This is a genomic window from Planktothrix sp. FACHB-1365, from assembly GCF_014697575.1.
Lineage (GTDB): Bacteria > Cyanobacteriota > Cyanobacteriia > Cyanobacteriales > Microcoleaceae > Planktothrix.
On sequence record NZ_JACJSC010000021.1, the window covers coordinates 22117 to 33868 of the forward strand.

The window sequence follows — 11752 nt, forward strand, 5'->3', positions numbered from 1 at the left end:
AGCAACCGCCAAGGCAGTTAGGACAGAGACGGAGGCTGGAACCAAGGACGGTGAAGTCTTTTCCTCCCACTTTCCTGTTCCCTGTTCCCTGTTCCCTGTTCCCTGTTCCCTGTTCCCTGCTATAAGTGAGTTTATTGAAATTGGCAAGTTATTCTGATAGGATCATGAGCAAAGTTGTTGTTGGTCTTTCCGGTGGAGTCGATAGTTCCGCCGCCGCCGCCTTGTTACACAACCAAGGCTATGAGGTGGTGGGGTTAACCCTGTGGTTAATGAAGGGAAAAGGACAATGCTGTTCTGAAGGAATGGTGGATGCGGCATCTATTTGTGAACAATTAGGAATTCCTCATCATATTGTTGATAGTCGAGAGTTATTTCAAACCTATATTGTAGACTATCTGGTGGATGGATATCGAGACGGAATTACACCCTTACCTTGTTCTCAATGTAACCGCGCGGTGAAATTTGGGCCGATGTTAAATTATGCCCGGGAACAGTTAGGAATTGATCGGATTGCAACGGGTCATTATGCTAGAATTAACTATGATGAAACTGGCGATCGCTATCAACTAAAACGAGCCGTAGACTCCAATAAAGATCAGTCTTATTTTTTATACGACTTAACTCAAGATTTACTTGCTGGAACTCTATTTCCCTTGGGAGAAGTCCTCAAAACCGAAACCCGTAAAATTGCCAGTGAATATAACTTAAAAACCGCCGATAAACCTGAAAGCCAAGATTTATGTTTAGTGGAAGCCAGTGGTTCCATGCAAGCCTTTTTAGATAAATATATTACTGGGAAAAAAGGCGATATTGTTGATACAACGGGGAAAGTTTTAGGACACCATGAAGGGATTCATCATTATACCATTGGACAACGAAAAGGATTAGGAATTTCTGCCCCCAATCCGTTATATGTTGTCGGAATTGATGCGGGTCGAAATCAAGTGATTGTTGGGGATAGAGACAGTGCGGTACAAACAGAATGTCTGATTAAACGAGTCAATTGGGTGTCGATTTCTCCACCCGATACCCCCATTCGCGCCGAAGTACAAATTCGTTATCGGTCGCAACCGCAACCCGTTACCGTTGTTCCCCTTAATTCCCCAGAAGCAGAAGAAATTGATCCGAAAATAGGGTCTTGCGTTAAACTAATTTTTGATGAACCTATTTTTGGGATTACTCCAGGTCAAGCTGCGGTTTGGTATGACGGAGATTTAGTTTTAGGAGGGGGAATTATTGAACAGCAAAAATGAGTTTTACCTAGAGGGTTAAATTGAATTCAATTTAACCTTTTTAAGATGTTGAGAAATAACAGCAAAACTGATTCCTTGCGTCAGAGTACGGATAAATTTTAAAAATTGTATCCTAAACAACCTTATGATTACAGAGGATTGTACTGGGTTCAGTTATACGGATGTTCAGCATCAAAAAATAATTCCGAACAATCACGGATTACATAATAGGTCAATTTGTGATAAAAAATGCAGTAACGCCGATCTTAATTCCCCAACCACAAAGGAAAATAGAGGAACTGTGACCCAAACTTTAATTCCATCCACCACCATTCGTAATGTCCATCGCACCGTTCTCGATAACGGAATTGTGCTGCTTGTCACCGAAAATCCGGCGGCTGATATTATTGCAACTCGTTTATTTTTACGAACGGGAAGTCGCTGGGAACCCCAGGAAAAATCAGGACTTTCCCATCTATTAGCCACTGTATTAACCAAAGGAACCAACCAACTTTCCTCCCTCGAAATTGCCGAACAAATTGAATCCGTTGGGGCCAAATTAAATGCAGACACGTCAACGGATTATTTTTTAATCAGTCTAAAAACTGTTGCTTCCGATTTTCAAGATATTTTAAGTTTAACAGGCCAATTATTACGGTTTCCCTCTTTTTCCGAAGACGAAATCGAACTCGAACGCCGCATCACCATTCAGGGAATTCGCTCTCAACGGGAACAACCCTTTTCTGTCGCCTTTGAACAACTGCGACACCAGATGTACCAACATCACCCCTATGCTTTATCCACCCTGGGAACCGAAACCAGCGTTTCCCAACTCAGCCGCGATGACCTCCAAGACTTCCATCAAACCTATTTTCGTCCTGATAATTTAATTATCTCCATCGCCGGACGCATTACCCCCGAAGCCGCAGCAGAACAAATTGAACGAGTATTTGGGGACTGGATAGCACCTCAAACTCCTTTACCGACATTATCCTTACCCACCTTAACCCCCCATCCCCAAAGCGCCATTACCCACCAAGAAACGCAACAATCTGTTGTCATGTTGGGCTATTTAACCAGTTCGGTCAATCATGAAGACTATTCTGCCTTAAAAGTCTTAAATACCTATCTCGGAAACGGGTTATCGAGTCGATTATTTGTGGAATTGCGGGAAAAACGAGGATTAGCTTACGATGTATCCGCCTTTTTCCCCACTCGCCTCGACCAGTCTCAGTTTGTCGTGTACATGGGAACCGCACCGGAAAATACCGATATTGCCATTGAGGGGTTACGCACGGAAGTTGAACGTCTCGTCAATATTCCCCTGACGGCTGATGACCTGCAAGTGGCTAAAAATAAACTCTTGGGTCAATATGCTTTAGGAAAACAAACTAACTCCCAACTGGCGCAAATCTATGGCTGGTACGAATGTTTAAGGTTAGGGATAGAATTTGATACGGAATTTCAGGCTAATATTGCGGGGGTGACTTCAGCAGAAACGCTGCGAGTCGCAAACCACTATTTTATTGAACCTTATGTTTCCGTCGTTGGCCCAGAAGCCTTTGTGGGTTCCCAGTCCTAGGCTTTTTCCGGCGTTCAACTCCTGCCTCTGGCTGGTACAATAACCAGGCAGAAATCTTAAAGTTAAGGTGGGAGGAGGATTGTTATGCAGAATGATTACCAGTTTCGGGTCAAGGTTCACCGTTATTTACCCATAGCGTCCGTATTTGTTATCGGGTTAAATTTGATACCATCAGCGATAGCCCAAACCCCGACTCTATCTCCGGTAAAAATTGTCGTCGAAGTCAGTCGTCCGGTATTGCAAATGGGGAGTCGGGGAAAGGACGTTTCTGAACTGCAAGCCACCCTAAAATTATTGGGATATTATCAGGGTGCTGTTGATGGCATTTATTCGGAAGCCACAGCAAAAGCCGTTTCTGAGTTTCAAACCTTCGCCGGGTTAACGGCTGATGGCATTACGGATAGTACAACCTGGAATCGTTTATTTCCCCCTGTAACCCCCACCGCCACATCAGTTACAAATAATACCGTTTGTCCGCCCCCTGTTGTCAGTAATTCTACGGATACAGCAACAGCAGCGACTACACCCGATAACCCTAGTTTTCCGATATTGCGTCTGGGAATGCAAGGAATAGCAGTCACAGGGTTACAAGAACGTTTGAAAGCGAAGGGATTTCTCAAAGGTGGTGTTGATGGGGTATTTGGCCCAGAAACCCAATTAGCCGTTAAAGCCGCCCAAACGGAATATAAACTCAAATCCGATGGTGTTGTTGGGTCGGAAACTTGGATGATTCTGTTACGTTAATAGAATAATTGTAGGGTGTGTAAGCGCAGCGCACGCACCAACTTTGAAGTGTACCTCATCGTTTTTAATTGGGAGAGGGAATTACCTCAATTAACCCAGTGTGGAAAGCTTGATCGTAAGTAATAATAGGCAGTTTTTCCAGTTCAGCTTGAGCCATCAGCATCCGGTCAAACGGATCTCGGTGTAAAATAGGTAAGTTTCCGGCTCTCAGAGCATGAGCGACCGTGATCGTAAGTTCGTTGAACTTGGCTTGGTGTAATATGTCCTGATAATGCTCAACCAGAAATTTAGCTTCAGGAAGTTTTCCAATACGGTATTTTGTAGCAATTTCCCAAGCGGAAACACTGCTAACTAAAATATTATGGTTCGGATGGCTAATGATATCTCGGCATTCTTTGTTAAGTTTGGGATCATTAAAAAGCCACCAAAGAAGAATATGAGTGTCAAGGAGGTAGCTTATTCCCATTGCTGGAGTTCCTCTTCGGGTAGGGGTTCAAAGAATGCGTCCCCCAGTTTTCCGGTAAGGAGTCCAGGGATACGAGGTTGGGAGTTTTCAGAATTTAACCTTAAACGAAAATCCTGAATTATGTTATAAATTTCTGCCAGTTTATCTTCTGGAATATTTTGGAGTTCTTGTATGATTTGATCAATTATCATAAATCCTCCCAGTTTGAAAAAATATACAAAGCAAGTGCTAATTATTCATCTATAGAAATTATATAACAATAAAATACTGTAAGGTAATCCATCGCAGCACACCCACCAACAGTCAATCTCTTTAACGTTTACTATGACTTGAAGATTGGGTTTTCACATATTCTTTAATCACAGGTTCAAGACTCCAATAAGATTCTTTATTATTTCTAGCTTGTTGAATTAAACCCCGTTTTTTCAAAGATTGAATTGCTCTTAAAAAATCGGTATCAGATGAAAATTCTATGGGTTTACTCAAAATATTGACTGTTTGATCTTGGTTCGCTAACCACAACATCAGAAGTTGTTCAGCTTCGGATAACCGTTGATAATGTTGTTTTATTAAAGGTTCTATATCTCCTAAAAATAGAGTTTTATAGGATAAAAATTGCTCAACACGGTCATTAAATAAATCTTTGATCGTAGAAGCAATAATATTTAACCACAGGGGGTTGCCGCTATAACGTTGAATCAGTTCTGGCCATTTCTGCTGATCTGTGAGTTTTCTCTCAGCGAGAAGTTGGGTTGCAGCTTGACCTAAACCTTGGAGTTGTAGGGTTTTACAATAGCGGTTTTCGGTTTCTAAGTTGGCAATTTCAATAGGTTGTTCCCAACTGAGGAGCAGGAGACAACTATTATGGGGAGCTCTGCCAATTTCAGTTAACAGTTTACCATAATTTTCATATTCTGGGAGATAATTTCCGACGAATTGACGGGGGGTTAAGGTGTCTTGGAAATCGTCGAGAATGATTAAGCAACGGTGCGATCGCAAATCGTCTAGGATAGAATAGCCGGAATCTACATCGTTAATAATTGATGGATTTTCGCTCTTGTGAGTTGGGGAGAAAAACTCGATGAGGTTGGTTTTGAGGGCGTTGAGAGTCGGAAATTTGCGATGAGTTCGCCACAGAATGCAATCAAAGTTATCTCTGATTTGTTCTACCAGTTGTCTCGCTAGGGTTGTTTTACCGATACCCGATAATCCGGTGATGGTGACGATACGGCTATTTTCTGTGAGTATCCATTGTTTGAGGGTGGTGAGTTCGTCCGTGCGATTATAGAGGCAATTATTGTATTCTGGGGCTTCGCTGAGGTCGTGGCGGGGTTGAGATTCGTTGCTAGAGGAGTGTGATCGTTCTTTTGTGGTTTTGGGATTATTATATAAATCGCTACAGACATTTATGTGATTACCAATTTGCACTCCATTATTAAAATAAGAAAATACTTTATTTTCGACTAGAGACCGAACATTCTTTTTTTTTACATCTTCTCCAAACAGATCAGAGAGAAGTTCCCATAATTCTGATGCCATTTTCCTAACATGATCAGGACTACAGTGATAGTTATCAGCGATATCCTTGTATCCTCGAAATTCCCATGTACCCTCCAAAATAGCCCGTTGCAGTGAGTCCAGATGCTTTCCTGTCTTGGCAAAAATCAGGTCATCCGTCCACTTCAAGGCTTCTTGAATCTCCATAGCTGTTCAATTGGGTTGTAATTCTGGCTAATCTTAGCTCACATTATCCCACATTTTCCCCTTTTTAAACACAAAATCTCACATTTTCTTGTTTTTTTAGGTTTTTATCATTGATAAATATCCCCCTAAATCCCATTTTTGCGGGGTTGCAATATAGAATTTAAAGTCAGATAATAACTAACAATAAGAACATAATACTATTAGGGTAAGTAATAAACATGGCAAGACAAAACGTCGGAACAGTTAAAACAGCAACTGGTTCTGAATATTACTGTTTTTGGGATGATAAAACTGGCGATGTTTACGTTGGGAATGAACACGCTGGCAGAGCAGTATCTAAGGAGGAAGCATGGCGTAAAGGCAACTATTATGCAACAACTCTGAAAAAAATGAAATAAAGAAATGTAAATTTTATTACAATCTAACCAATAAAGTTTTCACGGTATAACTGTGCGTTTTTATGTCAATTTAAACGCATAAATAGTCATTACAAAAGTTTTAACTACACAAAAAAGGAGCGATCAACTATGTCAGATATTGAAAATATGCAGATACAAAGGGCTACACAAGCAAGCAATGAAGTCTCGCGATTAATGGGGAGAGGTGAGTATTACAAAGGGCGAGGAGATAATGCTCAAGCCCTGAATAACTATATTAGTGCTCTTGAAGCATATGCGGGCTATGCGGAAGCAAAATCCGAAATTATCTCAGTTTCTGCCGTTATGGGATCTTCCCAAGGCGAAGTTATATCGTCTGACACTTTATTTGAGTTATTTGGTTTGTTACAGTTTATTGCTTCGTGCTGCAAAAGTGATTCGATAGTCAGAGCATATATTGACTCTAGGCTTGTGCAGATTTACCAATGGCTTGACCAGTACGAAAAATTTTTTGATGAAAATACCTTACAAAGATATGAAAATATTGGGAATTATGTCAGAGAAATTGAACCCAATGTCAGTAAAAATAAAGAACGATTAAGCACTCTCAAGCCTATCAAAGAAGAATCAGATGAAGCACTCAAGATTATCAGAAAAGCATTGTCAAAAATATCCTATACAAAAATTTGCCCCTTATACTTAGAAAAGAGTAGCGGTTGCTTCATTGCAACAGCAGCTTATTCGACTCCAATACACCCTGACTTAGATACATTTCGTACTTTTAGAGATGAAAAATTGTTAACTCATTGGATAGGAAATAAATTGGTTGAAATGTACTATCAATTAAGTCCTAGTGTTGCTGAATATATCAACCAAAAACCCAGAATTAAGAGATTTGTTAGACGACAACTAGAAAGTTTAGCGACGTGGATGAGAAATCAAGGAATTACAAAAAATTAATTGAGAAACCGAGTTAATAGTCGGTGCTAGTTTTCCAAAAATGCGATCGCATTTCAGCCGAAGTGAAATTGATTCAGGTTGCACACAATCAGCAGAACAAAATCTAAACTATAATGAGAATCCAGTGGCATTGAAATGCTATGACCCTAGATTCACTTTAGTATGATTATGCCTCAAGCTTTGAAAGCAATTTACCGGAATGGCACATTTATTCTGAAAAACCCCTGTAACTTGCCTGAAGGGGTTGAAGTTGAGCTTTTTGTGCAATCACCCCAAGTCATTCCACCCCAGATCACTGATATTGGCACTAGACAGAAGTTTCTAAAGCAACTTGTGGAGAGAATGCAACAAAACCCTATTCCTTCTAATTCCCCTCGGTTTACACGGAATATGTTGCATGAACGCCGTTGACACAAATATTTTAATGTATGTCAATGATCCGCTTCCTAGAAATGTGATCGATCTTTAGTTTCCTAGAACTGCGATTAAAGATGTTGATATATTAATATTTTGAATAATTCCCTTTAGCTCAAGTAGGGGCGAGGCGCGCCTCGCCCCTACGATTATTTGGACTTCCAGCTATTTGTAAATCGGATATGCTAAATACATAAAAATCATTCCCTAAAAATATTAATGAAAACTAAAAGTTTAACTGCCATAATTTACAGAGAAGATGATATGTACATAGCCGAGTGTCCAGAAGTAGGAACAGTTGACCAAGGCGCAACCCTCGAAGAAGCGATCGCTAATCTTAAAGAAGCGACAAGACTCTATCTTGAAGAATGTCCTTTAGTAGAAATAAGCTCAAGTAACAGCAGATGATTTTATTGCCAATTTATGAAGCGATCGCAAAACCCAATAATCAATCTCGCAATAAAGCAATAAAACCGACCTGCTCAAAGTGTTTATCATAATTTGTCCTAATAACCATAACTTATCTTCTACAGATAATTGATGGATAAAGTTTTCGAGTTCTAGTAATTGATTGGAAACCATGTTAACTGTTAACCCATTAAATATCTAGTATAATAACCTATTGATTTTCCAAAATTGCGATCGCCTTCGGCTAGGCGGAGCATCGTCGCATTTCAGCCGGAGTAAAATTAATTCAGATTAAAGTCCGTCAACAATCGCGCTAAAAGTAAGCACTCAAACCCGAATTCTTTTGCTCTGATCTCAAGTCAATGATCCCCCCTAACCCCCCTTAAAAAGGGGGGACAGGAGATCAAAGTCCCCCTTTTCAAGGGGGATTTAGGGGGATCTGATCAAAGCTGTAATCAGGGGTTTTCAGCTTAACAAAACTATAAAACTATCGTTGAGATCGGGATCTAAGGTTTGATGAATTATTACGGAATATTAAAGAGTGTCACATTTAGTAAATTAGGGTTGGCAACCCAGAAACTTATGTTATGTTAATAGTCATAGGACACAAATCAACAACACACCAACGTTGATAACAACCCCCGGATTAAGAGCTTGTGTCCGTCGTGCTTTAATCCAATTGCAACGCCGTCAGAGGCAATGTGAACTACCAAAAATGTTGACGTTGTAGAGGGTCTGTGACTCGCTTGGAGTTCTTGAGGAATTGAGTAAACTCTGGGGTCAATGTCATAAAAAAGGTCTGTATCGACTTTGCTAGTACAATACTCCTGATTGGAATCGTTGCAATATCTTGTCCACGTTAGTTGAGTATCTTGATTTTTTTATCTAACTTACCTGAAATCTGCTTGAGTCAACTTAGTTTACATTCTAACGCTAAGGTCTGGTCATTCTGTACCAGGCCTTAAGTCTTGGGAGCGATTAATACAGGCCATCCTAAACGAGTGGGTTGTTGATAAATTCGTTTTAAAGTATTAATATCTCTAACGGAAATTGGCGGAGGTTCTCGAACTTGGGAAAAATACATCACGTCTGTTTGTTCGGGACTATGACCCCAAATTCCCAACGCATGACCAAATTCATGAAGGACGGCGGCTTCAATATATTGTCCGGTTTGGGTGGGACTTAACCAAATTGTGAAGTGATGGGATAAATAGGGAAATCCTTCAGGAGTATTTTTAATAGAAACTTGATAGCGGGTTTCTGCGGAACTTGCTCGTTTTTTCTGAGGGTCTAGGGGAGGATTTTTTCTAATAATTTCAATATCTGCATCTTGCGGTTGTTCAACTAAATTTAAAGGTAAATAATTATCCCATTTTAAAATAGCGGCTGAAACCGTTTCTTTCCACTGGGGATTAGAATCAACATTCTCAATATAAACTTTAATCGGAAATTTTGAAAAAACTAAATAACCAAAATTAGCGGGTTCAATTTGATCAAAATAATCACCTTTATTGTTTAAATCGTTCCAATTTGCTAAACGTTCTGGTAATGGATGAGGTTTAAACGGAATTTTATCGTCAGTCGCAATAGTTGAAACTTGGCTGATTAAAAGGGTCAGAACTATGATTATAGCAGTCCCTATTCCGCTTATGGCATAGATGACACGCTTATATTTTGTCCTAATAGCCATGTCCGTTGCTATAAAATTAGTTTAATTGACTCCAAAGTCTTGACTGATAACTGATAACTGATAACTGATAACTGATAACTGATAACTGATAACTGATAACTGATAACTGATAACTGATAACTGATAACTGATAACTGATAACTGATAACTGATAACTGATAACTGATAACTGATAACTGATAACTGATAACTGATAACTGATTATTTAATCCAACCTGCGCTTAAAATAACAGTAATTCCCATAAAAATAATGGCTAACATCCAAGTAATTCGATTTAAAGTAGTTTCAGCACTTTTAGCGCTAGTAAAGAGTTGAGCTTGTCCACCAATACCGCCAATTCCATCTCCTTTGGGACTGTGGAGTAAGACTAAAATAATAATACCTAGAGCAGATAAAGACCAAATGGCTTGTAAGACTTGAGTAATCATGGTAAAAAGTTGATAATTTGAACGAAAAAAATTAAACCGTCAAACCCTTAAGTTTAAACTATTTTTTCAAGAATGGGGTTATAGTCGCATCCGTATTGGTGTTCGATTTTCTCGAACCTCATAGGCCGCCGATTCAATCATAGAACGACCTGTCATTTCCGGGGGTTGGGGAATCCCCAAAATCTGCAAAATCGTGGGGGCGATATCCGCTAAACAGCCATCTGTCCGTAAGGGAACATCAGTTCCATAACCCGGTATTTTGCGTTTTTCCCCTTCTATTAGGATAAAGGGAACGGGGTTCGTTGTGTGGGCTGTCCAAGGATTTCCCTCAGCATCGGACATATATTCAGCGTTACCATGATCAGCAATAATAATCGCTGTTCCTCCAGCTTTACTAATACTTTCTAACAAAAACCCTAAACAGTGATCAACGGTTTCAATGGCTTTTACCGCCGCGTCCATCATCCCCGTATGTCCGACCATATCAGGATTTGCATAATTAATTACAATGAGCGAGTAAATCCCCTTTTCAATTCCTTCAATCGCCACATCCGTGACTTCAGCCGCCGACATTTCCGGTTGTAAATCATAAGTAGCAACGGAGGGACTGGGAATTAATTCTCGGTCTTCCCCAGGAAAAGGTTCTTCTAAACCGCCATTAAAAAAATAGGTGACGTGAGCATATTTTTCTGTTTCTGCGGTTCGCAATTGTTGTAACCCGTGTTCGGCGATGACTTGTCCGAGAATATTATTGAGATTTTGAGGTTCAAAGGCAACTAATACAGGGAAATGGGGGTCATATTGGGTAAACGTGACAAAGCTCAGGGGTTCAATATAAGAACGTTCAAATCCAGAAAAATTAGGGTCAACAAAGGCTTGAGTTAACTCTCTCGCGCGGTCAGGACGAAAATTAAAGAAAATTACCCCATCTCCGGCTTCCACCGCCCCTGATGCGATGCGAGAAGGAACCACAAACTCATCGTTAATGCCTTCAGCGTAGGACAATAACATTAGATCAACCGCCGATAATCCATTGCCTTCGCCATCGGTGGTCATAATATCATAAGCTTGTTTAACTCGATCCCAGCGTTTATCTCGATCCATTGCATAATAACGACCACTAATTGTTACAATGCGACCCATACCAATAGCATCAATTTGTTCTTGAAGTTGCTTAATATATTTAATCCCATCTTTAGGATTGGTATCACGACCATCCATGATGGCATGAATGCAAACCTCTCTAATATTTTTGGCTTTTGCTAAGTGTAAAAGTCCGATTAAATGGTCGATATGGGAGTGAACACCGCCATCGGAACACAAACCCATCAAGTGTAATTTACTATTTCTCTCTAAAACATCTTGACAAACTTGTAACAGTGCGGGGTTATTTTGAATCGTGCCATCCTCCACCGCATCGGAAATTCTCACTAACTCTTGAGGAACAACTCGCCCCGCACCAATATTCAAATGACCGACTTCTGAATTTCCCATTTGACCCTGGGGTAAACCCACCGCCTTCCCAGAGGTGCGAATTAAGGTTCTCGGATAAGCTGTCCATAGACTATCCATCACAGGAGTATTTGCAACGGCGATGGCATTTCCGTCGGTTTGTTCACGATAACCCCATCCGTCTAAAATGATCAGTACAACGGGAGATACAGACTTTGGTGCCATGCCAAGTTACCTTTTCGTTTGTTGTGGTAATTTTCCCATCTATCATACCATCGTGAGTTAGTAGAAGAG

Annotated in this window: 13 protein-coding genes; 7 read left to right on the forward strand and 6 right to left on the reverse strand. The window is 40.3% G+C overall.

The window, feature by feature from the left end; all coding sequences use genetic code 11:
• Positions 1 to 164: 164 nt before the first annotated feature.
• The 3 genes from mnmA (at position 165) to H6G57_RS19590 (ending at position 3558) form a co-directional block, all read left to right on the forward strand.
• Positions 165 to 1253: a tRNA 2-thiouridine(34) synthase MnmA gene (gene mnmA / locus H6G57_RS19580; RefSeq protein ID WP_190521536.1), complete on the forward strand. Its 1089-nt coding sequence runs from the start codon at positions 165 to 167 to the stop codon at positions 1251 to 1253.
• Positions 1254 to 1533: 280 nt separating this feature from the next.
• On the forward strand, positions 1534 to 2814 hold the full coding sequence (locus tag H6G57_RS19585; protein ID WP_309235974.1) for a pitrilysin family protein: 1281 nt from the start codon (positions 1534 to 1536) through the stop codon (positions 2812 to 2814).
• A gap of 84 nt (positions 2815 to 2898) precedes the next feature.
• Positions 2899 to 3558, forward strand: a complete 660-nt coding sequence (locus H6G57_RS19590; RefSeq protein WP_190521540.1) for a peptidoglycan-binding protein — start codon at positions 2899 to 2901, stop codon at positions 3556 to 3558.
• Positions 3559 to 3622: 64 nt separating this feature from the next.
• Here the strand turns inward: H6G57_RS19590 and H6G57_RS19595 are convergent, their stop codons facing one another.
• The 3 genes from H6G57_RS19595 to H6G57_RS19605 form a co-directional block, all read right to left on the reverse strand.
• The gene (locus H6G57_RS19595) at positions 3623 to 4024 is read right to left on the reverse strand and encodes a type II toxin-antitoxin system VapC family toxin (protein WP_190521541.1); all 402 of its coding nucleotides are present in this window, start codon (positions 4022 to 4024) and stop codon (positions 3623 to 3625) included.
• Complete coding sequence (locus H6G57_RS19600; RefSeq protein ID WP_190521543.1) at positions 4015 to 4215, reverse strand: hypothetical protein; 201 nt, start codon at positions 4213 to 4215, stop codon at positions 4015 to 4017. The genes H6G57_RS19595 and H6G57_RS19600 overlap by 10 nt, the downstream gene beginning before the upstream one ends.
• Before the next feature lie 121 nt (positions 4216 to 4336).
• Complete coding sequence (locus tag H6G57_RS19605; RefSeq protein ID WP_190521545.1) at positions 4337 to 5728, reverse strand: NB-ARC domain-containing protein; 1392 nt, start codon at positions 5726 to 5728, stop codon at positions 4337 to 4339.
• Between the two features lie 218 nt (positions 5729 to 5946).
• Here H6G57_RS19605 and H6G57_RS19610 point away from each other — a divergent pair, with 218 nt between their 5' ends.
• From H6G57_RS19610 to H6G57_RS19625, 4 genes are all read left to right on the forward strand, one after another.
• Positions 5947 to 6126: a hypothetical protein gene (locus H6G57_RS19610; RefSeq protein ID WP_190521548.1), complete on the forward strand. Its 180-nt coding sequence runs from the start codon at positions 5947 to 5949 to the stop codon at positions 6124 to 6126.
• A 129-nt stretch (positions 6127 to 6255) separates the two neighbouring features.
• Positions 6256 to 7065, forward strand: coding sequence for a CFI-box-CTERM domain-containing protein (locus tag H6G57_RS19615; RefSeq protein WP_190521550.1), 810 nt, complete (start codon positions 6256 to 6258; stop codon positions 7063 to 7065).
• Between the two features lie 168 nt (positions 7066 to 7233).
• Positions 7234 to 7476 carry an antitoxin family protein gene (locus H6G57_RS19620; protein ID WP_190521552.1) on the forward strand — a complete coding sequence of 81 codons (243 nt, stop codon included), beginning with the start codon at positions 7234 to 7236 and terminating at the stop codon, positions 7474 to 7476.
• 267 nt (positions 7477 to 7743) lie between these two features.
• Positions 7744 to 7887, forward strand: coding sequence for a type II toxin-antitoxin system HicB family antitoxin (locus tag H6G57_RS19625; RefSeq protein WP_242049031.1), 144 nt, complete (start codon positions 7744 to 7746; stop codon positions 7885 to 7887).
• A 961-nt stretch (positions 7888 to 8848) separates the two neighbouring features.
• Here the strand turns inward: H6G57_RS19625 and H6G57_RS19630 are convergent.
• The 3 genes from H6G57_RS19630 to gpmI all read right to left on the reverse strand — a co-directional run bounded on the left by H6G57_RS19630 (position 8849) and on the right by gpmI (position 11683).
• Positions 8849 to 9577: a matrixin family metalloprotease gene (locus tag H6G57_RS19630; RefSeq protein WP_190521556.1), complete on the reverse strand. Its 729-nt coding sequence runs from the start codon at positions 9575 to 9577 to the stop codon at positions 8849 to 8851.
• A 201-nt stretch (positions 9578 to 9778) separates the two neighbouring features.
• Complete coding sequence (gene secG, locus H6G57_RS19635) at positions 9779 to 10006, reverse strand: preprotein translocase subunit SecG (RefSeq protein WP_072717279.1); 228 nt, start codon at positions 10004 to 10006, stop codon at positions 9779 to 9781.
• 78 nt (positions 10007 to 10084) lie between these two features.
• A complete protein-coding gene (gene gpmI, locus H6G57_RS19640) occupies positions 10085 to 11683 on the reverse strand; it encodes a 2,3-bisphosphoglycerate-independent phosphoglycerate mutase (RefSeq protein WP_190521558.1) in 1599 nt (532 codons plus the stop codon).
• Positions 11684 to 11752 lie beyond the last annotated feature (69 nt).

Excerpts from the sequence above, each read along its gene's own strand:
- mnmA (WP_190521536.1), top strand. The coding sequence starts at position 165 with ATGAGCAAAGTTGTTGTTGGTCTTTCCGGTGGAGTCGATAGTTCCGCC.
- H6G57_RS19590 (WP_190521540.1), top strand. The coding sequence starts at position 2,899 with ATGCAGAATGATTACCAGTTTCGGGTCAAGGTTCACCGTTATTTACCC.
- H6G57_RS19595 (WP_190521541.1), bottom strand. The coding sequence starts at position 4,024 with ATGGGAATAAGCTACCTCCTTGACACTCATATTCTTCTTTGGTGGCTT.
- H6G57_RS19600 (WP_190521543.1), bottom strand. The coding sequence starts at position 4,215 with ATGATAATTGATCAAATCATACAAGAACTCCAAAATATTCCAGAAGAT.
- H6G57_RS19605 (WP_190521545.1), bottom strand. The coding sequence starts at position 5,728 with ATGGAGATTCAAGAAGCCTTGAAGTGGACGGATGACCTGATTTTTGCC.
- H6G57_RS19610 (WP_190521548.1), top strand. The coding sequence starts at position 5,947 with ATGGCAAGACAAAACGTCGGAACAGTTAAAACAGCAACTGGTTCTGAA.
- H6G57_RS19615 (WP_190521550.1), top strand. The coding sequence starts at position 6,256 with ATGTCAGATATTGAAAATATGCAGATACAAAGGGCTACACAAGCAAGC.
- H6G57_RS19620 (WP_190521552.1), top strand. The coding sequence starts at position 7,234 with ATGCCTCAAGCTTTGAAAGCAATTTACCGGAATGGCACATTTATTCTG.
- H6G57_RS19625 (WP_242049031.1), top strand. The coding sequence starts at position 7,744 with ATGTACATAGCCGAGTGTCCAGAAGTAGGAACAGTTGACCAAGGCGCA.
- H6G57_RS19630 (WP_190521556.1), bottom strand. The coding sequence starts at position 9,577 with ATGGCTATTAGGACAAAATATAAGCGTGTCATCTATGCCATAAGCGGA.
- secG (WP_072717279.1), bottom strand. The coding sequence starts at position 10,006 with ATGATTACTCAAGTCTTACAAGCCATTTGGTCTTTATCTGCTCTAGGT.
- gpmI (WP_190521558.1), bottom strand. The coding sequence starts at position 11,683 with ATGGCACCAAAGTCTGTATCTCCCGTTGTACTGATCATTTTAGACGGA.